The sequence below is a fragment of the Stenotrophomonas sp. GSD10 genome, assembly GCF_056172695.1.
On sequence record NZ_JAOCMC010000002.1, the window covers coordinates 1,938,131 to 1,959,402 of the forward strand.

Here is a 21,272-nt window from a genome sequence, read left to right on the forward strand (position 1 = left end):
AGCTGAGGGAAGTTCAGGCCTACTCGTCCGCTCGTCGGTGGTAAAGCACCCATGCACGCCAGGGCAGTCCTTGTCATCAGAAGCTCTAGCGGGTTTGGCACCAGCCATTGCGGATGCAGCGGAGTTTTTCTAGAACTCCCTCAGGAAATGCGGAATGCCCTTGAGAGGATCACATTCTCCATAGCCTCAAAGTTCCCGCCGGGGGACTTCTCTGAACGTGAAAGGCGTTTGCTAGGCATGTCGACCACTGATGATTCGCCGCGCCGATTCTCAAGAGTCAACGTCATCCTCCTGGTTGCGTATGCTGTCCACGGAAGGCTCTTCTTCGACGGGAGGGTGCTGTCACGATCCGCTCAAGCGACATTGCGGGAGATAGCCGAAGCAATTTCCAGGCGCACCGGCGAGGGTTCACGATTGGCCGCTTACCACCGCGCGTTTAGTCGCATCCTATTCAGGGCCTATGCGCGGGCCGCATTTCAGGTCCTAAGCGAGGTTGAATACTCCGCATGCAAAAGGCCGCCCCGCCGCTGCGACCTATTGCGCTGACACGAAGCAGGCTGCGCTTCAGTGACGTAAAGCTTCTCTGGATACCGGAAGCAACCTCAAAGTGAGTGGCCTAGTACCGCCCGGCCTGAACAAGGCCCCGGAGACTTGCCACGCGTGCTGGCATAACATGTGTGTCACCAGATCGCGTCGGGAGTGCTGAGTCCATCTGGTGGCTCTAAAGACGCACCGGCGCGCTGAAAAGTTCTGCAATGGTCAGCCGCAAGTCACTTTCTTCTGCGATGATCGTCGGAGCATCAGTGATTTCTACGATGATCTTTGGTGCATCAAAATGTTCTGCAATGAACAGTCCTGAGTCAAAATTGTCTTCAATGTCCGACGCAGATATGCCCTTCAAATTGACGGGCTGCTCCCTGTAAATCAACAAGATGCACGCCGCAGGCTACTCGGCGACGAACAAATGTGGTCTATCTGAGCCCTGGGCCATGTACAACCCGAATTCATTGCTCGCGGCAACGCTGCCACCCACCGGCAGGCGCGGAAACCTGTTCCCAACCATTTCGGAGTTTCCGGAACGCTTGGCCGCCAATGCAGGCGAATCCTGAGCGCTTAGCCGCATCGCTCCCGAGTGACGGCAGCGACACGACGCTATCGGATGGACCGGGGCGGCCTGCGCGGCGCGCTTCGTCCTGGAGAGTGCGCGCCTCAAGACCGTCGCAGTACAGCTTCATGCCCGGGTGAGGGTGATTTGGCCAACGGTACTGCTCACAGTTGAATGGCGTTGTGGTCTTTGCCATTGAATTGTGTGCGGCCTTGGGGGCCGCTGGGATTGGCTTTGGTGCCGGGCCTCTGGCCGAATGAATCTGCTGCGCTGAAGCTGAGGTGGCAACGGCCAACAGTACGCACATCGCCCCAAGTCGAATATCCATATTCCCCCTTTTTCTGCAGGAGATGGTACTCGATAAACGTGATGCATCACGTCAGAAGCGTGGCGGCACGATCATGCCGATCCAGCAGCCACGACGCGATGCGAGCAGCACTGATGGAGGCGGTGGCAATGGCCGCCAGCAGCACAAGGGCCAGCACAGGCTCCGTCATGGCAGAATCCCACGCACTACACAGGTGCCACAGGGGGTGGCGTGAAGATCGAGATCAAGCTTGGGCTGAACCAGTCTTCGATAACCCTTCTTTTCTTCTCCGGCTTCTTGCTTGGCGTGGTGATCGCCGGCGTTGCATTGCTCGGGAGCCAGATCCCCCTGAAGTGCTTCGAGGCGGGCAATGCCGCAGATTGGGCTGCCGCAGCAGGTACATGGGTTATCGGTTACGGTGCGTGGAAGTACGCGCGAGTTGCTCATCTTCAGCGCGTCAGGGAGCACCGTCTTTCCGAGCGGAGTTTCATCGAGGCCAAGATCCGCCGATTCAACATGATCTATCTCAAGCTGATAAAGGTCCGGAGCATGGGGAAGGCGGCGCGACATTCCCTGCCGAAGGAGGCCTCTGGACCACTGCAAGATCCCAGGATAAATACGTCCTTGTACGTAGTTTCTATTCTGCTCAAGACCATTGAATGGCCCGCAGAGGAAGTGGTTCTTCTCAGTCTTGAATCGCAGGCTGCCCTTAGTCGTATCGAAAGGCACCTTCTTGCGATTGATGCCAGCATCAAGATCATGAAAGAGCGTGACAAGGATGTCGGTCCATTCCAGTTCTGCGTCGACTATGCCGCGATTTCAGGCAGCCTCCGCACATGCGCGGACGAGGCAAATGCGCTTGCCGGACGAGTGAAGTCGCGCCTCAAGGAGTTGGAGGCAGAGATAAATTCGTTGCGGATCTAGCACTTGCTTTTCACTTCTTGGCCTCCGATAGGTTCGGCCTGTTCAAGTAATCGATCAGCCACTCAAGCTCTCGTCCGTACGCAGTGGGCTCCGACTCAGCGTCGAAGCCCTTCTCGCACAGTTCGGCCGCAATCACTTCGATGATCGCTTTGCGGTCATTCGACGTAACCTGGCCACCTGCCAATCGCTCTGCAAGCAGAGGCGCAGCATGTCGAGCGGCAAGAACCCTTTCGGCCAAGGACAACATCTGTTGTTCGCCTTTCGCAGAACGTGCAGTCATCGAATCTCCGCTGCGCTTGTTGCCCAGGAGGTGATCACCTTCCCTTGGTGGTTGACGATCACCACCGCATCTCTCCCCTTGATCGTGAAGCGCGCACGACATAGTGACACGCAGCGCCCCACCTCGCAGAGCCCAACCCAATTAACGTGACGCGTCACGCCCAGTCACCCCACCCCATTGGCGCCCCACCCCACCCCTCTATAGTTCCAGCCCCCACACGGACGAGGCGGCACACATGCCCTATATCGGACTCGGGCTCCACGTACTGGCAGCTATCTATTTCGCGGTGCACGCCATCCGCTCAGGCCAGAGCCTCTACTGGCTGATCCTGCTTTTCTCCTTCCCGCTGCTGGGCAGCGTGGTCTACTTCCTGGCGATCTACTTCCCGGAAGCGCGCAACTCGCGCGGCGCGCGTCAGGCCATCCGTTCGGCCAAACAGCTGATGGACCCGGGCCAGGACCTGCGTAACGCTCGCGCCGAGCTGTCGCGAACGCCCACACTGCAGAACCGGGTTCGCCTGGGCATGACGCTGCTGGAGGCCGGCCAAACGGAGGAAGCCAGAACGTTGCTCGAGCAGGCCGCCACCTCGCCGCTCGGCGACGATCCCTACATCCTGACCGGGCTGGCCCGTGCGCGCCTGGAGTGCGGAGACGCCGCGCCTGCGGCCGAGACACTGGATGGCCTGTTTGCCCGCTGCCCGGATGTGCAGCGCAAGCCGGAACAGACGCTGCTATACGCGCGGGCACTGGCCTCGGCCCAGTCGCCCGACACGCGCGCCGCGTTCGAGCGCGCGGTGGAATGCGGAAACGATGCGGCCGCCCGCTGCCTGTACGCCGAATGGCTGATGGCGCAGCCACAGCCCGACGACCGCGATCAGGCCCGCAGCCTGTTTGCCAGCATCATCGACGATGCCCAGCACTGGTCGCGCTATGCCCGTAGCCACAATGCGGCCTGGTTGGAGCGGACCAAAGCCGCATTGAAGGCGCGCTGACTGTCGCATTCGCCTCGCCCACATGCCCGCCGGGTGGATGACGACAGGCAGCACACCCATACCACCGGCATCGCCGATCGCATTGCAGCGCAAGGCTCCACACGCACTGCGCGATCTACAACGATTCTGAAAACGTTGAATGTGGTGACGGCATCGGCCTTACTGGATTGGCATCGCGCACAACCGGGCGTATTCCTTGGCGTGCCACCGGAAACGGGTGGTCGGGGCTTCGAATCCCCGGTTCTACGCTGAAGTAAGCGCTTGCCAGTCGGCATCACTCCCTGGGTGATGCCGGCTGGCAACCGTCGGCCGACTATGGCGGGCGGTGCGTGGGGGCCTTGTGCCCGCCGGCTTAGCGTAGACCGGGTTCGAACCACGCATCGTCCGCCACCTTTATCGGTGGCGGCTTCTGCCTGCACGCAAGGAGCCCAGCCATGACCCAGCATCACTCCCTGCCCCGCAACCCGTCCACGACACGCCGGTAGAAAGCCAGGCGCTGGACCCCAACACCCTCATCGCCCTGCTGCACAGCATCGGCGCAGGCGCCGCCTCCGATGGCCAGCCCTGGCCAGAACGCCATCAACTGCCCGGCCGACGCATCGCCCTGGCCGATACCGACTGTTCGCTGGCGGGCCTGCGCGTGGTGATGGAGATTCTGCTGGCCGCACAACGCGCCCGCGAGAACGGCGAGCTGGCGCAGTACGTTGGCCCCCGGGTGATGGAGGGCCTGATCATGGCCGGACTGGGGCTTACCGCGCACGCCAGTACGCGGGTGCGGCCGGAGACCTGAGGGTGGGCTGGCGTTGGGCGGCCACGGCGCTGTGCCTCGCAGTGGCGGTGGCACCGCCCGTCCTTTGGCTGTCGCCGTCCGTGCCCGAGCGGCTGGCGTTCCAGGGCATCGCGGATGATCGCTTTTCGCAGCTGCGCCAGCAGGCGATGGCGTTCGTGGAGGCCCGGCAAAGGCAGGGCTTCCGGTTCGTCGAGACGCAGCGGGGTGCGTCGTTGCAGATTCACTGCAAAGGCGTTCCGGTGCTGTGGCTGGAGCGGCGGCCTCAGCATCTGACGATGCGGGTATCGCTGGATGCGGGGCAGCGAGCGCCCGATGTTCTGCTGTTGCGGTCGCTTCTGGAGCGGCGGCTGGAGCCCTTGGACTACATGGAACAGGTGCTGGTTGGGGTGCCGGAGCCGGTCTTGATGGATCGCGTGTTGTTGGCGATGGCGGGTGATGTGGCTGGGGATGCGCGTTGTGAGGGTTGGTCGTAGTCGAGCAAGCTCGACTCTACGGGGCGGTGGGCGGCGTGGGCTCGGGTTCGTGGGTGGAGCCTTCCAGCAGGGCGACGTAGGTGTCCAGGCGCGTGCGCAGCCCGGTCAATAGCCATCCTGTGAGGTAGAGCAGTACGAGCGCGTAGATGAGGAATGCGCCCAGCTGGCCGACGTCAAAGGCGCTGCTCCAGTCGCCCCATTTCCACTCCCGGAACTGCAGGTAGAGGGCGATCAGCAGCGGAAATGGACCGAGGCGTTGCAGGCCGCCGTAGATCAGCCCCATGCGCTCGATCATGCTTGTGCGCAGGTGGGTGACGTACTTGAGGCGCCGCTCACGCTCGACCCTGGGAAATCCGCGAAGCTCGGCGATCACCGCTTGCCATTGGGCAAATTCGCCATCCATTTCCTGCGCATGCGACAGCCGTGGCTGCACGAACTGGCGGATTCCACGGCGGGCTGCGAGAAACCCGCCGATGACAAAGCCTCCGATCTCCACCGCCAGGCACACCCTGACCAGAAGCAGCGCGGCTGTAAGCGGCAGCCATCGATCAGGCAGCTGACTGCCGAGAATGCCGATGGCGGCCGCCAGGGCGCCCACGCGCAACGACCACCTCTCCAGCCGGCTGGCCTTGGGGTAGATGCTGTGCGCAGCCAACCCCTGCACCCGCTGGTAGAGCCAGTGGAAGGTCAGTTCCTGCTGCTTCGTCTGGTCCGGCGAATCGACTCCGGTCCTTGCCTGCATGTCCATTGCGTCCCCTGCCCCGCCGGCGCGGATGCCGGCGGCACCATCCTAGCCGACTGCCGCGACAGTTGCTTCATGCAGGGGCAGCTGCCTGCCTGGGGATCACCTTCTGCTGTTGGCGATCGTTGGTGACAGGCCGGGTGAGGCGCGATGTGAGGGTTGGTCGTAGTCGAGCAAGCTCGACTCTACTTACATGAAGTACGGTTTGTCGCCGTCGCTGCCTGGCTTGTTCACTCCCAGGTTTGCGCCGGCGTGGCGAGCCGGATTGGCGATGATCTGGTTGATCAGGTCGGCCACGCTCCTGCGGGAAACCACGGTTCCCTTGAACGGCTGGCCCTTTTCAGTGGTCTCGTAGTCCACTTCGTCCTCGTCGGTCAGCCAGGCCGGGCGCAGGATCGTGTAGTCCAGCCCGGACGCCTCGATGGCATCGGCCGCACGCCGGAACGGTTTGAGATCTTCGCCGATGATGGCGTTGTTCCATTCACCGAACTTGCCCGGAACCTCGTCATGGATGCCCAGCGAGAGAACGAAGATCAGGCGCTCGACACCTGTGGCCTTCATCGCCGCGATCACCGCCTGCGCCTGCTTGTCCAGGTCTTCGCCGGTAAGGTTGGCATAGACGATGTCCTGCCCGGCCACGGCATCGTTCAGCAGCTTCTTGTCCAGCACATTGCCGATGACCACCTTCGCGTTGGCCGGCTCCTTGCCCGTCAGTTTCTTCGGGTCACGCAGCAGCAGGGTCTGCTGCACATCCTTCTCTGTGGCGAGCGACGTGATCACCCACCGGGCAATCTGGCCGGTTGCGCCCAGGATCAGTACGTTCTTCATGATGCAACTCCTTTATGGTCAGGCGCCGATATAGGCGCCGTTGTCCACCACCAGTACCCGCCCGGTGACGGCGCGTGCCATGTCGCTGGCCAGATAGAGGATGGCGTTGGCCTGGTCCTCGGGCTGGGTGAACGGCAGGGTCTGGTCGGTGTGCCTGGTGATGTAGGGAACCATGGTCGATCCCCCAGTGAGCTTGCCGGCTGCCCAGTCGCGGGCCATCGGCGTATCGGTGTTGCCCGGCGCCACCGCGTTGCAGCGGATGCCGGTGCCTGCGAAGCGGACCGCGATGTTGGTGGTCATCGCGTTCACGGCGGCCTTGGTGGAGACGTACGCCAGGCCGCCCAGCGGCAGTGATCCGTTCACCGAGGTGACATTGACGATGGTTCCGGTCCCTCGCGGCATGAAGTGCCCGACCGCCTCGCGGCAGAAGCGGAATACACCGGCGTAGTTCACCTGCACCACTTCGTCGAAGTGCTCGTCGGTGTACTCCTCGATGGACATCATGTCGCCATACCCGGCGTTGTTCACCAGGATGTCGACCTGCCCGAACGCTTCGATTGCTTTGCCGAACACACGCCCAGGTGCTGCAGGATCGGCCGAGTTCGCGACGATGCCCAGCGCGTGGCCGCCTTTGGCCTGGATGTCTTCCACGACCGCATCCAGTTCGGCCTGATTGAGGGCGGTGAGGACGACGTTGGCGCCGTGCTCGACAAACAGCGTGGCCGTGGCCAGGCCGATACCCTTGCTGGCGCCGGTGATGACGGCGGTTTTTCCAGACAGAAGAGCATTCATGTTCACGTCCTTTGCTTGCGGATTGACGACCTGCCGGCCGGTCAGAGATGGGCCTTGAAGAACGGAACCACCTGGGCCATCGCGATCGCGACCGGCTCCGGCTTGTCGTACAGGTCGTAGTGCGACCAGCCTTCGGCCACCACGATCTGCTTGTGCTCGGACGCAGCGCGGCCGTAGATCTCCCAGCCATCGCGATAGGCGCCGAAGCCGCCGGGCTTGTCACCGATCACCACCATCAGCGGCTGGGTCAGCAGCACCTCGGCATTGAGGAAGGCATCCCAGCCCATCGCCGCGCCGCTGAAGGACATCAGTTGGCGGGTGGCGCCGTTGGGCTGTTGGCCGCGTGCGGTCTTGTAGTACTCGGTGGCCTCCAGTACATCGATATCCGTGATGCCCGCAGCCCTGCCCGCTTCCACCGAATCCGGCAACAGGTTGGCAACATCACGCGCAGCGCCCTGCGCCTGGGCCGTGCGCATGCCGGCGATGTCGGCCGCCAGCTGGCGCGGCTTGAACTGTGCAAAGCCCTCGCGGATCAACCGGCCGTAGTTCACGCCGGTGATGGACACCAGCGCCTGGAGGCGGTGGTCGGTGATGCCGGCGTGGATGGTGTAGGCCCCGCCGCCGCAGACGCCGATGGCACCGATGCGGCCGGCATCGACATACGGCAGCGACTGCAGGTAATCCACGGCGAAACGGATATCCGAAACGCGGATCGCCGGATCTTCAATGAAGCGCGGCTCGCCGCCGCTGGCACCCTGGAAGCTGGCGTCGTGCACCAGCACCACGAAACCCTGCTCGGCCAGGCCCTTGGCGTACACATTGCCCGCCGTCTGTTCCTTGCAGCTGCCGATGGGATGGGTGCTGACGATGGCCGGGTATTTCCTGGCTTCATCGAAGCCGGCCGGCAGATAGAGATCGGCCGCAGTCTGCCAGCCCAGGTTCTGATAGCTGACGGTCTTGATCGAAATGCTGTTCATGGCGTTCTCCTGATCGTGCGCCGGACTTACTTCAGGCGGCTCTGGAAGAACGGGGCCAGCACCGAGACGGCTTCATCCACGTAGTTCGGCACGTCGTACAGCGACATGTGGTTGGCCCCTTCCACAACGTGCAGCGCCTTGTCCTTACTTGCGGCCCGCGCCAGCAGGTCATCGCTCATCCACTTGCTGCCGGCCACGCTGCCGGCCACCGCCATGATCGGCTGGGTCAGGAACGCTTCGGCCTTGTTGTAGGCGTCGTAGGTGATGATCTGGTTGAGGTTGCGGGTGAGCGCGAAGCCCGGGGCGTTGGGGTGCTCGGCGCGCGGGGTGTGGTAGTACTCCCAGGCTTCGCGCAGCTCGGCATTGGGCGCGTCTTCTTCGCGCAGCGGTGCCAGCGGGATGGTGGCGAACTGGCCAGAGGCGATGTCGGTGGTGCGTGCATTGGAGCTGAAGTCCAGGTAGCCCAGGGCATCGGCATCCTTGACCGTGTTCTCCCAGCCGTTGCGGAACATCTGGCCGATGTTGACCGCACTGACCATGCCCAGCGCCTTGATGCGGCGGTCGTTGATGGCGGCGTTGGCGCTGTAGCCTGCACCGGCACAGATGCCCATGGCACCGATCCGGTCCGGGTCGACATACGGCTGCGTGGTCAGGTAGTCGATGACCGCACTCACGTCTTCGGTGCTGATGTACGGGTTTTCCAGCTGACGTGGCTCGCCGGTACTGGCACCCTGGTAGGAACGATCAAACGCGATCGTGATCAGACCGGCGTCGGCCAGCTTCTTTGCATACAGGCCGGCGGTCTGTTCCTTTACGCCGCCGCCCGGGTGGGACACCACCACGGCGGGGTACGTGCGGGATTCGTCAAAGCTTTCGGGGAAGTACAGGGTGGCCGCCGTGGTGACGCCCTGGCCGTTGAGATTCTTGAACGTGACGTTGCGCATGTGCCTGCTCCGCTGCGGGTAATGGGGTGGCCGGTGCTTGTACCGACGAAGCCCATGCTATTGACCGGATTGGGCCGGATAAATAGTCTTCCGAAGACATGAGCCGTAAGTGGAGCTAAACAATGCCCATCGAACCCTCTCTGGTCAGCTCGCTGACCTGGTTCGCCCACATCGCCCGGCACCGCAGCTTCACCAAGGCGGCCACCGAGATGGAGATCACCCGCGCCGCCCTCTCCCAGCACCTCAAAGCGCTGGAAGAGCGGCTGGACGTCAGGCTGCTGCACCGAACCACCCGCAACATGTCGCTGACCGAAGAGGGGCAGCAGTTGCTGTACGTGCTGCAGCCGGCATTGACCGCCATCGAACGGGCGGTGGAAGAACTGGGCGAAGTGCACGCCGAGCCCTCGGGGGTGATCCGGATGAATTCTTCGCGGATCGCCTCACGGCTGCTGCTGGAACCGCACATGGGCGAGTTCCTGGCGCGTTACCCCAAGCTGCGGCTGGAACTGGTCATGGATGACGGCTTTTCCAATCTGGTGGCCAACGGCCTCGATGCGGGCATCCGGCTTGGCGAGAGCCTGGATGAGCACATGGTGGCCGTTCCCATCACGCCGCCCCTGGAGATGGCGATTGTCGGCTCGCCGGCCTACTTCGAGCGGCACGGTCTGCCGCAGAGCCCGGCCGATCTGATCCGGCACAACTGCCTGGCCTACCGCTTCACCTCCAGCGGCGCCATCGACCACTGGACGTTCGCGGCACCAGGCAGCGAGGGGCGAAAGCTGGTGTTCGAGCCGCAGGGCAATGCGGTATTCAACGACGATGACAGCATGCTGCGGGCGGCACTCCAGGGGTGGGACTGGTTCGCCACATTGATCTGTGCGTTCGCGAGCACCTCGACAGCGGCGCGCTTGTGCGTGTCCTGGCGCCGTGGTGCCGGCCTTTCCCGGGCTTCTTCCTGTACGTGCCATCCCGCGCGCAGATGCCGGCAAAGATCCGGGCACTGATGGACTTCCTGGTGGAACGCCGCGAGCAGCTGGTTTCTCCTCGCCACCCGCGCGTCGCCACCGAGGATCGTCGCGTGAAAAGAAGGCATGGCAGCCGGGGCAGGACGGTGTCGGGCCAATAGCAGGTTGCGCTGGCGGTCGATAGCCGAGCATGGCTCGGCGCTACAGAGGAGGCAGCTCGCGCGCCAGGAACGGCGCCGTCCTGCTGCCTTTGGCCCGGGCGACCTGATGCGGCGTTCCCTTCGCCACGATGGTGCCACCGGCACCGCCTGCACCCGGCCCCACGTCAATCACCCAGTCGGCCTGGGCGACCGCGCGCATGTCGTGCTCGATCATCACCACCGTGTTTCCCGCGTCCACCAGCCGCTGCAGCTGCACCAGCAGCCTGTCCGCGTCCGACGCGTGCAGGCCGGTGGTGGGTTCGTCCAGTACGTAAAGCGTGCGCCCGCGCTGGCTGCGCTGCAGTTCGGTGGCCAGCTTGATGCGTTGCGCCTCACCGCCGGAGAGTTCGGTAGCCGGCTGGCCCAGCCGCAGATAGCCCAGGCCGATTTCCTGCAGCAGCTGCAGCGGCCGGGTGATGGGCGCTTCCTCGATGAAGAATGCCTGCGCCTGGTCCACCGTCATCTGCAGGACCTCGGCGATGTTGCGGTTGTTCCACAGCACCTTCAGCGTGGCTTCGTTGTAGCGGGCGCCGTGGCAGGTGGGGCACGGCGCATAGACGCTGGGCATGAACAGCAGTTCGACGCTGACGAAGCCCTCGCCTTCGCAGGTCTCGCATCGGCCCTTGGCCACGTTGAACGAAAAGCGGCCGGCATCGAAGCGGCGACGGCGCGCGGCCGGGGTGGCGGCGAACAGCTTGCGCACGTGGTCGAACAGGCCGGTGTAAGTGGCCAGGTTGGAGCGAGGCGTACGGCCGATCGGCTTCTGGTCCACTTGCACCACCCGCTGGATGGCGTCGACATCGCCTGCCAGCTGGCCGTGTGTGGCTTCGATGACGGTGGGTCCTTCGGCAGGCGCGTTCTCCGCGCCGTCGTCCACCGGTTCATGGCCCAGGTGCAGCAGCATCAGCTCCGGTAATGCCTGGGCCATCAGGCTGGATTTTCCTGAGCCTGAAATGCCGGTCACTGCGGTCAGCACCCCCAGCGGCAGCTGCGCATCCACGCCCCGCAGGTTGTGGCGGTGGATGCCCTTCAGCTCCAACCAGCTGGCGGCGCTGCGCTGACGGCTGGCCGCTGCCGGCACCTGATCGAACAGGTACAGGGCGGTGCGCGAATCCTGCACCTGACGCAGGCCGTCGGGTGTGCCGCTGTACAGCACGCGGCCTCCCCGCTCTCCGGCTTCTGGTCCCACATCCACCAGCCACTGCGCGCGGCGCATCAGTTCCAGATCATGTTCGACCACGAACACCGAGTTGCCGCCATCACGCAGGCGGTCCAGCGCGTTGTCCAGCGCCTGGCTGTCGGCCGGATGCAGGCCCGCCGAGGGTTCATCGAGCACATACAGCACGCCAAACAGCAGCGAGCTGAGCTGGGTGGCCAGCCGCAGCCGCTGCAGTTCGCCGGCCGACAGCGTTGGCGTGGCGCGATCCAGCGAGAGGTAGCCCAGGCCCAGCGCACGCAGGTGCCGCACGCGCGCCATCACCCCTTCAGCCAGCCGCTGTGCCGCCAGCCGCTTCTCTTCAGACAGGGCCGACGTCAGCCGCACATCGGGAGCCGTCGCATGGACGGCGCGGCCACTGGCTGCCCGCGCGGCGCGGTCGCGACGTGTGGCGTTGCCGCTGGCGCGTGCGCCTTGGCGCTGCGCGCGGAAGTCACCCTGCGCGATGGGCTCCAGCAGATCGGCCAGTTGATCCAGCGGCAGCCGCATGAACTCGCCGATATCCACGCCGGCAAAAGTGACCGAGAGTGCTTCCGGCTTCAGGCGCTTGCCGTGGCAGGCCGGGCACAGCTTGCCTTCCATGTAGCGCGAGACCCGCTTGCGCATCAGCGCGCTCTGGGTATTGGCAAAGGTGTGCAGCACGTAGCGACGCGCGGCGGTATAGGTGCCCATGTAGCTGGGTTCGAGCTTCCGCTTGAGCGCGGCGCGGGTTTCGGCAGGCGTGAAGCCGGCATAGACCGGCACGCTCGGCGTTTCCTCGGTGAACAGGATCCACTCGCGGTCCTTCTTCGGCAGCTTCTTCCACGGCACGTCGATGTCGTAGCCCAGCGTGACCAGGATGTCACGCAGGTTCTGCCCGTGCCACGCCGGCGGCCACGACGCGATGGCGCGCTCGCGGATGCTCAGCGATGGGTCCGGCACCATCAAGGCTTCGGTCACCTCATAGACGTGCCCCAGCCCGTGGCAGGTACTGCAGGCGCCCTGCGGCGTGTTGGGCGAGAAATCCTCGGCGTAGAGCATCGGCTGGTTGGCCGGGTATGCCCCGGCGCGCGAATACATCATGCGCACCAGGCTGGACAGCGTGGTGACGCTGCCCACCGATGAGCGTGCATTGCTGGCACCGTGCTGCTGCTGCAATGCCACCGCGGGCGGCAGCCCGTCGATGGCATCCACATCGGGCACGCCGGCCTGGTCGATCAGGCGCCGGGCATAGGGCGCGACCGATTCGAAGTAGCGCCGCTGCGCCTCGGCGAAGATGGTGCCGAACGCCAACGAGGACTTGCCGGAACCGGAGACGCCGGAGAACACCACCAGCGCGTTGCGCGGTATGGAGACATCAACGTTCTTGAGGTTGTGTTCGCGCGCGCCACGCACCTCCACGAAGCCGCTCGCGGCGGCGGCACATGGCGATCCAGCAACGGGGGTGTGGGACATCTTCGCGATCCTGCAGGCAGTGAGCGACGCGCACCCGTGCGCGTCCAGAACTGCATTCTCGCTGCTGCAGGGTGAATGCGGGTGATGGGAATGATCGCGTGACGCATCGCGCGTCACGTCCGAACCTGATCCGCGTGCCGGCTAGGCAGCCTGCACGTGTGGCGCCACGGCGGCCGCCAGTACATCGATACCCCACACCGAGCCTTCGATGTTCTCCGGTTCGCTGATCTTGAAGCGCGACCAGTCAGCCCGCGCCAGCCTACCCACCAGAAGCTGGTCGGCGGGAAGCTGCTGCATCGACCAATAGGGGAACTGCCGGGTTGAAACACGGCCTCGCGCCAGCTCGACTAGGCCGGTATGGCTGCTCGATTGCAGCACACGCTCATACACGCTGGCCACCCCGTCTTCGGGGCCTTCGAAGTACTGCACGAACCGAACGCCATCGTGCAGCAGCACGCCGGTTACGCCGGCAACCCGGTTGAACCTCGCCGCATCGGCGACGAGCGCTTCCAGGTGCTCAATCGAAAGACCCTCGGCTACTTCACTTGCATATACAACGGCCCGGATGGGCATGGTCTTCGCCTTGGAAAAGCAGTGCCACGTCGGCACGCACTCACACTCTAGCATCCCGTTCAAGATGCAACCCGGCGCTGCATTCTTAACTCTTCAGAATTCACCCGGCCCTGGGTCGTGTGCCAGCAGGCATGATGGGCGCCTCACGTTCAGGGCTTTGTTCATCTTCATGCGTGACATCGGACAGTTCTATGTAACAAGCGTCGAAGGAGTGACACGTGCAGATGGCACCCTGCTGCAGGTCACCCGCATTGATTGCGCCTGCTTGAAATGCTCAAGGCAGTTCCGCGCCATTCCCGGCCACGGGCTGGTCGACCTCGATGGGGCGGCTGCGCTCAGCTGCCCGGGTTGTGGCAATCACCAGTCGGTCAGCCGTGCCAGGCTTGAAGAATTCAATTCGCGTGGTGGTGACTGAATCCGGTTCCACCTCGCCTCAACACCGCATCAACGCGCCTGCCCTCTGCCCGGCCCTATCTTTCTGCTGTAGACCTATTCTGGCGTTCCGATGAGTCATACCGGCATTTTCAAGATCACCAACCTCACCTATCGGCTGGGCGCAGAGGGCGGGTTGGCCCGTGCGCTGCAGATTGAAGCCACCTGCACGGCCTGCGGCGCGGCCAGCGTCTGGAGCGAGCAGGACATGGAGCATGTGGCCGGGGGCACTGTGCTGGCCTGCCCTGCCTGCGGCACGCGGCAGGCGATCAGCAATGCCGGCCTGGTGAGTTGCCCGCCAGACATGCGCCATCCCCAGCGTTGACCGGTACGACAGGCTTCACGCGCCACGTGAGCAATTGGCTCTGCGCGCGGCACCGCGATGGCGACGCAGATGCGACTACGTGTCGTATATGACCTCTTTTGCTCCTCGACCCTCCGGGCGAATGGGGCTCAGGGCCCACGGGCGGGCCAACTGCTGGCATCCCTTGCTGGGCAAGCGTCTGGCGCCTTTCCGTGGTGTGCGACAATGCCAAACGCGTCAAACACCGTGACGGCATTGACCTCACTGTGTTGGCATCTCGTGCAGCCGGGCGTAATTCTAGCCAGGCCACCGAAAACGGGTGGTCGGGGGTCGAAATCCCGGTAGCACGACTGTTGTTTGCACCTGCCAGCCGGCATCACCTAGCGTGGTGTCGGCTGGCACTCCGTCGGCCGGCTATGGCGGGCGGTGCGTGGGGGCCTCGTGCCCACCCGGTCTAGTCGTGCTCCGGATTTCGAACCACGCATCGTCCGCCACCTTTATCGGTGGCGGCTTCTGCCTGCACGCAAGGAGCCCCGCCATGACCACGCCGCACTCCCCTGCCCCACACCCGATCCACGACGCGCCTGCGAATGGGCCCGCGCCGGACCCGAACACGCTCATCGCCCTGCTGCACAGCATTGGCGCAGGCGCCGCCTCCGATGGACAGCCCTGGCCAGAGCGCCATCAACTGCCCGGGCGGCGTATCGCCCTTGCGGACACCGACTGCTCATTGGCGGGCCTGCGGGTGGTGATGGAAATCCTGCTGGCCGCGCAACGCGCCCGCGAGAACGGCGAGCTGGCGCAATATGTTGGCCCCCGGGTGATGGAGGGCCTGATCATGGCCGGCTTGGGGCTGACCGCGCACGCCAGTACGCGGGTGCGCCCGGAGGTCTGAATGGTCTGGTTCCGCTGGGCCACCACGGTGCTGAGCCTTGCCGTGGTGGTGGCGGTGCGGCTTCGATGGCCAACGCCGCCCGTGCCCGAGCAGCTCGTGTTCCAGCTCATCTCCGACGATCGCTTCCTGCAGCTGCGCCGTCAGGCAATGCAGTTCGTGGAGGAGCGGCCACGGCAGGGCTTTCACTTCGTCGATACGCCGAGAGGCGCGTCTTTGCAGATTCACTGCCGCGGCGTTCCGGTGCTGTGGCTGGAGCGGCGGCCGCAGCGTCTGCTGATGCAGGTATCGCTGGATGCCGAGCAGCGGGCGCCGGATGTTCTGCCGTTGCGGGCCTTCCTGCGATGGCAGATGGAGCCGTTGGGCGCGCTGGACCAGATGTCTGCCGGCGTGCCGCAGCCTGTTGTGATGGACCGGGTGTTGCAGTGGTTGGCAGGTGGCGTGGCTGAGGATGATCGATGTGGTTGAGAGCTTTAGCCGAGCATGGCGATGCCGGCCGTCCTGGCCGGCATCCTTCGGGCCGTCGCCAGCGACGTTGGCGGCGGCTCCTGCCGCCACCTTCGGCTCTACAAAGGGGGCTCTGGCTCATTACCGACTCGATCCAGTCGATGTAGCGCGAGACGCGGACGTTGTAGACCATCTGGCCGTAGAAGCCCGCTTCCAGCGCATGCTCGGGCACGGCGGTGATCCACGAGCCCAGACCGATCAGCTGCTGTCGGTCGCCCACGGTGATCAGCAGCGGTCCACCACTGTCGCCGCCGCCCAGCACGCCTTCCAGCGGCAGCCCCTGCGGCGGCGCATCGAAGCGATACCAGAGATAGCGATCATTGCCACCGGTAATGGCGTTGTAGGCCCGGCGCAGCGACGTGCGATGCGACCCGCCCGGCACCAGCCCAGTGGCGCCGGTGCCGGTGGCGCCCTTCCCGATCAGCACGGCAACCTGCCCGGCTTCGCCGGCGCCGCGATAGAGCGCGACCGGCGGCACATCGTTGACCGGCGTCGCCAACCTGACCAGCGCGATGTCATCGGAGGTCGCCAGGAACGCATGGATCTTCGACGCGCTGCCCGTGGCCATCGCCTCTTTCCCCAGGGCTTCCGGCATGCGCTTGAAGCCGGGATGCAGGACGACCCGTTCGACGCCGTAGTTCGCCCCGTTGATGGCGACGGTTGCGCCCATGCCTTCCATCGGCGCCGCATGCGCTGCGGTAAGTACCCAGCGCGGCGCAATCAGAACGCCATGCCCTTCGCCCGGCATGTCGGCCAGTGCCGGGAACGCGGCGGCCTCGATGCGGTAGCGGGTATCGTCAACGTCATGACGGATCACCACGGCACCGGCGGCGCAGGGAAATGTGGCAAGGGCCAGCAACAACCATCGGTTCATGGGTCCCTTCAATCTGGCAGTCAGTGCGCGCAGCCTAGCCGAACCCGCCGCTGCGGAAGAAGACCTGCGACGAAACGCCTCTGTGGCTTGACGAAGCCCGCAAAAGCGGGCCTCGATCGTGCGCGGGCCAGATCGTTCAGCGGCTGCCTGGGGTGCCACGCTGCCGATACGCATCGATCCAGTCCAGCGAGGGGGCGACGCCGCCGAACGGGAAGACGTGCGGGCTGACCGGGCCATCGTCGTCGCGCAAGCCCTGCATCAGACGATCCACGAACACCTCCGGGCCTGCGGTTCCCAGCAGCCGGCCAATCGAAATGCCATAGCGGGCCAGCATCGAGGTGCTGGCACCCACGCCGCACATCGTGGCGTAGCGCACCAGCCGCGCAATGCTGGCGGGGCCCGGCACGCCCAGCAGCACCGGATGGCTGATGCCGTGGCCACGCAACGCGTGCAGCCAGGCCAGCACCAGGTCGGCATCGAACGCGAACTGGGTGACGATCTTCGGCGCCATGCCGCGTGCTTCGATGGCCTGGCATTTGTGCGCCAGCACCTGCCAGCGCTGCGCATCGTCCATCACCGGGTGGCCTTCCGGGTGCCCGCCGATGCCGACCGACTTGATGCCGGCGCGCTCGAGGATGCCGGTAGCGATGATCGAGGCACTGTCTGCGAAGGGTCCAGCGGGCGTGGACAGATCGCCGGCAATCAGCAGGCAGCGCTCGGCACCGGCCTCGCTGACGGCGCGGCCGATGAAGCGCTCAAGCGCCGCGCGCGACGGCACGCGGCGTGCAGAAACATGCGGCATCGGCGCAAAGCCCAGTTCGCGCACCGTGCGCGCCGCGGCCAGCCGTGCCTCGTCGTCTTCGCTGGCCAGATAAGGGATGGAGACCAGCGTGCCGGGTGCGATGCGGGCAGCCTGTTCGCGCAGCGCCGGCAGCGCCTTGGCGCTGACTTCCAATGAAAAGGCGTTGATGAAGGCGCGCGCCCGCGCGGAAAGCAATGCGGACATCAAGCAACCCCGTGTGCGGCGCGGGCGATGGGCGTGCTGTGGCGGGCCAGCTCGATGAAGGCCTCCAGGTAGTCGATGCCGGTGTCGCTCTGGCGCGCGCCCAGGTAGATCTGCTTGGGGATGCCTTTTGCCCCCAGGCGTACCGGCACCACGTCCATGCGCGCGGCGTACTCCTCCACCAGCCAGCGCGGCATGGCCGCCACGCCGCGGCCACTGGCCACCATCTGCATCATGATGTCGGTGGTTTCGATGGCCTTGTGGCGCCGCGGGGTGATGCCGGCCGGTAGCAGGAACTGGTTGTAGATGTCCAGCCGCTCGAACGGCACCGGGTAGCTGATCAGCACTTCCTGGGCGAGCTGGCGCGGCTTTACATGATCCACCCTGGCCAGGGCATGGTCCTTGGCCACCACCAGCACCTGTTCGTAATCGAACACCGGGACGAACTTCAGGCCGGGCTTCATCAAGGGATCGGGGGTGACCAGCAGGTCGATCTCATAGCCGAACAAAGCGCCGATGCCGCCGAACTGGAACTTCTGCTTCACGTCCACATCCACATCCGGCCACGCGGCCAGGTACGGCGAGACGATCTTCAGCAACCACTGGTAGCAGGGGTGGCATTCCATGCCGATGCGCAGCGTGCCGCGCTCGCCCTGGGCGAACTGGCCCAGCCGCTCTTCGGCCAGGTCCAGCTGCGGCAGCACCCGGTTGGCCACGGCCAGCAGGTATTGCCCGGCCTGGGTCAGCCGCAGGCTGCGGCCCTCGCGCAGCCAGATGTCGGTGCCCAGCTGCTGCTCCAGCTTCTTCATGCTGTGGCTCAGCGCCGATTGGGTGAGGTTGAGCACGCCGGCGGCGGCGGTGAGCGAGCCCTGCTGCTCGACCTGCTGCACGATGCTCAGGTGGATCCGCTCCAGCATGACGATGAATCCTGCTCATGGATTGGTGAAGTAATACCATTTTACGTCATGGAAGGGCGTGGCTATCATCGGCTCATGCTTTCGCCTACCCGCCCCCTCCGCACCGTCGCCGTTTCCGGCGGACTGCAGCGCCCCTCCCGGGCCGCCACACTGTGCGAGCACCTGCTCGATGTGATTGGCGAGCACGCGCCCAGCGACCCGCACCTGATCGAGCTGGGCCAGCTGGCCCCGCATCTGGCCGGTGCATTGTGGCGCTCACAGCTGCCGGACGCCGTGCAGCACGCGCTGGCCAGCGTCGAGCAGGCAGATGTGCTGGTGGTGGCCACGCCGGTCTATCGCGGCTCGTACACCGGCCTGTTCAAGCACTTCTTCGACTTCATCGACCAGGACGCGCTGGTCGATACCCCGATCCTGCTGGCTGCCACCGGCGGCAGCGAGCGCCACGCGCTGATGATCGACCACCAGCTGCGGCCGCTCTTCAGCTTCTTCCAGGCCCGCACCCTGCCGTTGGGTGTGTACGCCACCGACCGCGATTTCGCCGACGGTCGGCTGCACAGCCACGCCCTGATCGAGCGGGCGCGGCTGGCCGTGCAGCGGGCGCTGCCGCTGCTGGCGTTACCGCGTCGCTGCGCGCCGGCCCTGGCCGCGACCGCTGCCGCTCTTTGAATGCCGAACGCCCTCCCCTTTGCCTTCGGATGCCACCTTGCACCACGGAACGCCGCCCATGACCACCGACGCCTTCACCTTCCGCATCTCGCGCATTCCCTTCAACGAGGACTACCAGCCCGCTGACGGCACGCGCATCACCACCAATTTCGCCAACCTGGCCCGAGGCGACGCGCGCCAGCAGAACCTGCGCAACACGCTGGGGATGATCAACAACCGCTTCAACGATCTGGCGCACTGGGACAACCCGGGCGCCGATCGCTACAGCGTGGAGCTGGACATCATCTCGGTGGAGATGCACATCGACGATGCCAGCGATGCAGACCCTTTCCCGCTGATTGAAGTGCTGCGGCCGACCATCGTCGATACCCGCACCGGCGCGCGCATCGAAGGCATCGTCGGCAACAACTTCTCGTCCTATGTGCGCGACTACGACTTCAGCGTGGTGCTGCCGGCCAGCAACGAAGGCAAGGCGACGTTCGGCATACCGGAAGGCTTCGGTGACCTGCACGGCAAGCTGTTCAAGCACTTCCTGCAGTCGGAGGCCTACCGCGCCAACTTCAGCAAGGCGCCGGTGATCTGCATCAGCGTGTCCAGCAGCCAGACCTACCATCGCACCGGCAACCACCACCCCATCCTGGGCATGGAATACCGCCAGGGCGAGTTCTCCGCCACCGACCAGTACTTCGACAAGATGGGCCTGCAGGTGCGCCACTTCATGCCGCCGGGCAGCGTCGCGCCGCTGGCGTTCTATTTCCGCGGCGACCTGCTGGGCGACTACTCCAACCTGGAGCTGATCGGCACCATCAGCACCATGGAAGCCTTCCAGAAGATCTACCGCCCGGAGATCTACAACGCCAATTCGGTGGCCGGCAAGGTCTACCAGCCCAGCCTGAAGCACCAGGACTATTCCTCCACCCGCATCGTCTACGACCGCGAAGAGCGCAGCCAGCTGGCGGTCAAGCAGGGTCGGTTCACCGAGGAACACTTCATCAAGCCGTACCGCGCCGTGCTTGAGCAGTGGGCCGCCCGCTGATCCATCGCTTTTCATTCGCCGCCTAGGAAACACGCCGCAATGCCGACGAAGATACTGCTCCCCACCTCCACCGCGGGCAGCCTGCCCAAGCCCTCCTGGCTGGCCGAGCCAGAAACGCTGTGGTCACCCTGGAAGCTGCAGGATGACGGCCTGGTTGAAGGCAAGCAGGACGCCCTGCGCCTTTCGCTGCAGGAACAGCAGCACGCCGGCATCGATATCGTCAGCGATGGCGAGCAGACCCGGCAGCATTTCGTGACCACCTTCATCGAACACCTCAGCGGTGTCGACTTCCAGAAGCGGGAGACCGTGCGCATCCGCAACCGCTACGACGCCAGCGTGCCCACCGTGGTCGGCGCGGTCAGCCGCCCCAAGCCGGTGTTCGTGGAGGACGCGACGTTCCTGCGCCGGCAGACCGCGCAACCGATCAAGTGGGCGCTGCCCGGCCCGATGACCATGATCGATACGCTGTACGACGCCCACTACAAGAGCCGCGAGAAGCTGGCCTGGGAGTTCGCCAAGCTGCTCAACGAGGAAGCGAAGGAGCTGGAGGCGGCCGGCGTGGACATCATCCAGTTCGATGAGCCGGCCTTCAACGTGTTCTTCGATGAAGTGAACGACTGGGGCGTGGCGGCGCTGGAACGTGCGGTTGAAGGGCTGAAGTGCGAGACCGCCGTGCACATCTGCTACGGCTATGGCATCAAGGCCAACACCGACTGGAAGCAGACGTTGGGTTCGGAATGGCGCCAGTACGAAGAATCGTTCCCGAAGCTGCAGCGCTCCAGCATCGACATCATCTCGCTGGAATGCCAGAACTCGCATGTGCCGATCGACCTGATCGAGCTGGTGCGCGGCAAGAAGGTGATGGTGGGCGCCATCGATGTGGCCTCGCACACGGTCGAAACACCGGAGGACGTGGCCAACACCTTGCGCAAGGCGTTGCAGTTCGTTGATGCCGACAAGCTGTACCCGAGTACCAACTGTGGCATGGCCCCGCTGCCGCGCGCGGTGGCACGCGGCAAGCTGCGCGCACTCAGCGCGGGGGCGAAGCTGGTGCGTGAGGAGCTCTCCGCTCTGGCCTGATGCCGGGCAGCGCGTCCTCC

At 64.8% G+C, this 21,272-nt stretch carries 22 protein-coding genes and 2 pseudogenes; 11 read left to right on the forward strand and 13 right to left on the reverse strand.

Annotated features, from left to right (window positions below; all coding sequences use genetic code 11):
- Positions 1-721 precede the first annotated feature (721 nt).
- Together N4G47_RS09200 and N4G47_RS09205 are read right to left on the reverse strand one after the other, a co-directional pair.
- On the reverse strand, positions 722-931 hold the full coding sequence (locus N4G47_RS09200; protein ID WP_475286623.1) for a hypothetical protein: 210 nt from the start codon (positions 929-931) through the stop codon (positions 722-724).
- Positions 932-1,479: 548 nt separating this feature from the next.
- Positions 1,480-1,602 carry a hypothetical protein gene (locus N4G47_RS09205; protein ID WP_475286625.1) on the reverse strand — a complete coding sequence of 41 codons (123 nt, stop codon included), beginning with the start codon at positions 1,600-1,602 and terminating at the stop codon, positions 1,480-1,482.
- Positions 1,603-1,643: 41 nt separating this feature from the next.
- Between N4G47_RS09205 and N4G47_RS09210 the strand changes: the two genes are divergently transcribed.
- Positions 1,644-2,336 (forward strand): hypothetical protein, encoded by a 693-nt coding sequence (locus N4G47_RS09210; protein ID WP_475286627.1) that lies wholly within the window; start codon positions 1,644-1,646, stop codon positions 2,334-2,336.
- A gap of 10 nt (positions 2,337-2,346) precedes the next feature.
- Here N4G47_RS09210 and N4G47_RS09215 read toward each other — a convergent pair whose 3' ends face one another.
- Positions 2,347-2,616 (reverse strand): hypothetical protein, encoded by a 270-nt coding sequence (locus N4G47_RS09215; RefSeq protein WP_475286629.1) that lies wholly within the window; start codon positions 2,614-2,616, stop codon positions 2,347-2,349.
- Positions 2,617-2,851: 235 nt separating this feature from the next.
- On the opposite strand from N4G47_RS09215, the gene N4G47_RS09220 reads away from it, so the two are divergent.
- The 3 genes and pseudogenes from N4G47_RS09220 to N4G47_RS09230 all read left to right on the forward strand — a co-directional run bounded on the left by N4G47_RS09220 (position 2,852) and on the right by N4G47_RS09230 (position 4,870).
- Complete coding sequence (locus N4G47_RS09220; RefSeq protein ID WP_475286631.1) at positions 2,852-3,607, forward strand: tetratricopeptide repeat protein; 756 nt, start codon at positions 2,852-2,854, stop codon at positions 3,605-3,607.
- 434 nt (positions 3,608-4,041) lie between these two features.
- Positions 4,042-4,397 (forward strand): annotated as a pseudogene (locus N4G47_RS09225) (hypothetical protein).
- A gap of 2 nt (positions 4,398-4,399) precedes the next feature.
- Entirely contained in the window at positions 4,400-4,870 is a 471-nt protein-coding gene (locus N4G47_RS09230; RefSeq protein WP_475286633.1) for a hypothetical protein, read from the forward strand.
- A gap of 16 nt (positions 4,871-4,886) precedes the next feature.
- Here N4G47_RS09230 and N4G47_RS09235 read toward each other — a convergent pair whose 3' ends face one another.
- The 5 genes from N4G47_RS09235 to N4G47_RS09255 all read right to left on the reverse strand — a co-directional run bounded on the left by N4G47_RS09235 (position 4,887) and on the right by N4G47_RS09255 (position 9,153).
- Complete coding sequence (locus N4G47_RS09235; protein WP_309340750.1) at positions 4,887-5,618, reverse strand: hypothetical protein; 732 nt, start codon at positions 5,616-5,618, stop codon at positions 4,887-4,889.
- A 183-nt stretch (positions 5,619-5,801) separates the two neighbouring features.
- The gene (locus N4G47_RS09240; RefSeq protein WP_475286635.1) at positions 5,802-6,440 is read right to left on the reverse strand and encodes an SDR family oxidoreductase; all 639 of its coding nucleotides are present in this window, start codon (positions 6,438-6,440) and stop codon (positions 5,802-5,804) included.
- Positions 6,441-6,458: 18 nt separating this feature from the next.
- On the reverse strand, positions 6,459-7,232 hold the full coding sequence (locus tag N4G47_RS09245) for an SDR family NAD(P)-dependent oxidoreductase (protein WP_309340754.1): 774 nt from the start codon (positions 7,230-7,232) through the stop codon (positions 6,459-6,461).
- A 41-nt stretch (positions 7,233-7,273) separates the two neighbouring features.
- Positions 7,274-8,209 carry an alpha/beta hydrolase gene (locus N4G47_RS09250; protein ID WP_475286638.1) on the reverse strand — a complete coding sequence of 312 codons (936 nt, stop codon included), beginning with the start codon at positions 8,207-8,209 and terminating at the stop codon, positions 7,274-7,276.
- A 26-nt stretch (positions 8,210-8,235) separates the two neighbouring features.
- Complete coding sequence (locus tag N4G47_RS09255; protein ID WP_475286640.1) at positions 8,236-9,153, reverse strand: alpha/beta hydrolase; 918 nt, start codon at positions 9,151-9,153, stop codon at positions 8,236-8,238.
- A 122-nt stretch (positions 9,154-9,275) separates the two neighbouring features.
- Between N4G47_RS09255 and N4G47_RS09260 the strand changes: the two genes are divergently transcribed.
- Positions 9,276-10,157, forward strand: coding sequence for a LysR family transcriptional regulator (locus N4G47_RS09260; protein WP_475286642.1), 882 nt, complete (start codon positions 9,276-9,278; stop codon positions 10,155-10,157).
- Between the two features lie 162 nt (positions 10,158-10,319).
- Here N4G47_RS09260 and N4G47_RS09265 read toward each other — a convergent pair whose 3' ends face one another.
- Positions 10,320-12,968 carry an excinuclease ABC subunit UvrA gene (locus tag N4G47_RS09265; protein WP_475286644.1) on the reverse strand — a complete coding sequence of 883 codons (2,649 nt, stop codon included), beginning with the start codon at positions 12,966-12,968 and terminating at the stop codon, positions 10,320-10,322.
- A gap of 141 nt (positions 12,969-13,109) precedes the next feature.
- Positions 13,110-13,541 carry a BLUF domain-containing protein gene (locus N4G47_RS09270; RefSeq protein ID WP_475286646.1) on the reverse strand — a complete coding sequence of 144 codons (432 nt, stop codon included), beginning with the start codon at positions 13,539-13,541 and terminating at the stop codon, positions 13,110-13,112.
- Between N4G47_RS09270 and N4G47_RS09275 the strand changes: the two genes are divergently transcribed.
- The 3 genes from N4G47_RS09275 (at position 13,540) to N4G47_RS09285 (ending at position 15,172) form a co-directional block, all read left to right on the forward strand.
- Positions 13,540-13,956 (forward strand): hypothetical protein, encoded by a 417-nt coding sequence (locus tag N4G47_RS09275; protein WP_475286649.1) that lies wholly within the window; start codon positions 13,540-13,542, stop codon positions 13,954-13,956. The genes N4G47_RS09270 and N4G47_RS09275 overlap by 2 nt on opposite strands.
- A 90-nt stretch (positions 13,957-14,046) precedes the next feature.
- Positions 14,047-14,298, forward strand: a complete 252-nt coding sequence (locus tag N4G47_RS09280; protein WP_107230574.1) for a hypothetical protein — start codon at positions 14,047-14,049, stop codon at positions 14,296-14,298.
- 517 nt (positions 14,299-14,815) lie between these two features.
- Positions 14,816-15,172 (forward strand): hypothetical protein, encoded by a 357-nt coding sequence (locus N4G47_RS09285; RefSeq protein WP_475286651.1) that lies wholly within the window; start codon positions 14,816-14,818, stop codon positions 15,170-15,172.
- 580 nt (positions 15,173-15,752) lie between these two features.
- Here the strand turns inward: N4G47_RS09285 and N4G47_RS09290 are convergent.
- The 3 genes and pseudogenes from N4G47_RS09290 to N4G47_RS09300 all read right to left on the reverse strand — a co-directional run.
- Positions 15,753-16,550, reverse strand: a pseudogene (locus N4G47_RS09290) (trypsin-like serine protease); the annotation flags it as partial.
- Between the two features lie 136 nt (positions 16,551-16,686).
- Positions 16,687-17,556, reverse strand: a complete 870-nt coding sequence (locus tag N4G47_RS09295) for a methylenetetrahydrofolate reductase (protein ID WP_475286654.1) — start codon at positions 17,554-17,556, stop codon at positions 16,687-16,689.
- On the reverse strand, positions 17,556-18,470 hold the full coding sequence (locus N4G47_RS09300) for a LysR family transcriptional regulator (protein ID WP_309340776.1): 915 nt from the start codon (positions 18,468-18,470) through the stop codon (positions 17,556-17,558). The genes N4G47_RS09295 and N4G47_RS09300 overlap by 1 nt, the downstream gene beginning before the upstream one ends.
- Before the next feature lie 75 nt (positions 18,471-18,545).
- On the opposite strand from N4G47_RS09300, the gene msuE reads away from it, so the two are divergent.
- The 3 genes from msuE to N4G47_RS09315 are packed head-to-tail and all read left to right on the forward strand — an operon-like array spanning position 18,546 to position 21,252.
- Complete coding sequence (msuE, locus tag N4G47_RS09305) at positions 18,546-19,136, forward strand: FMN reductase (RefSeq protein WP_475286656.1); 591 nt, start codon at positions 18,546-18,548, stop codon at positions 19,134-19,136.
- 58 nt (positions 19,137-19,194) lie between these two features.
- Complete coding sequence (locus N4G47_RS09310; RefSeq protein WP_475286658.1) at positions 19,195-20,172, forward strand: DUF1852 domain-containing protein; 978 nt, start codon at positions 19,195-19,197, stop codon at positions 20,170-20,172.
- A 39-nt stretch (positions 20,173-20,211) separates the two neighbouring features.
- Complete coding sequence (locus N4G47_RS09315) at positions 20,212-21,252, forward strand: methionine synthase (RefSeq protein WP_475286660.1); 1,041 nt, start codon at positions 20,212-20,214, stop codon at positions 21,250-21,252.
- Positions 21,253-21,272: the final 20 nt, after the last annotated feature.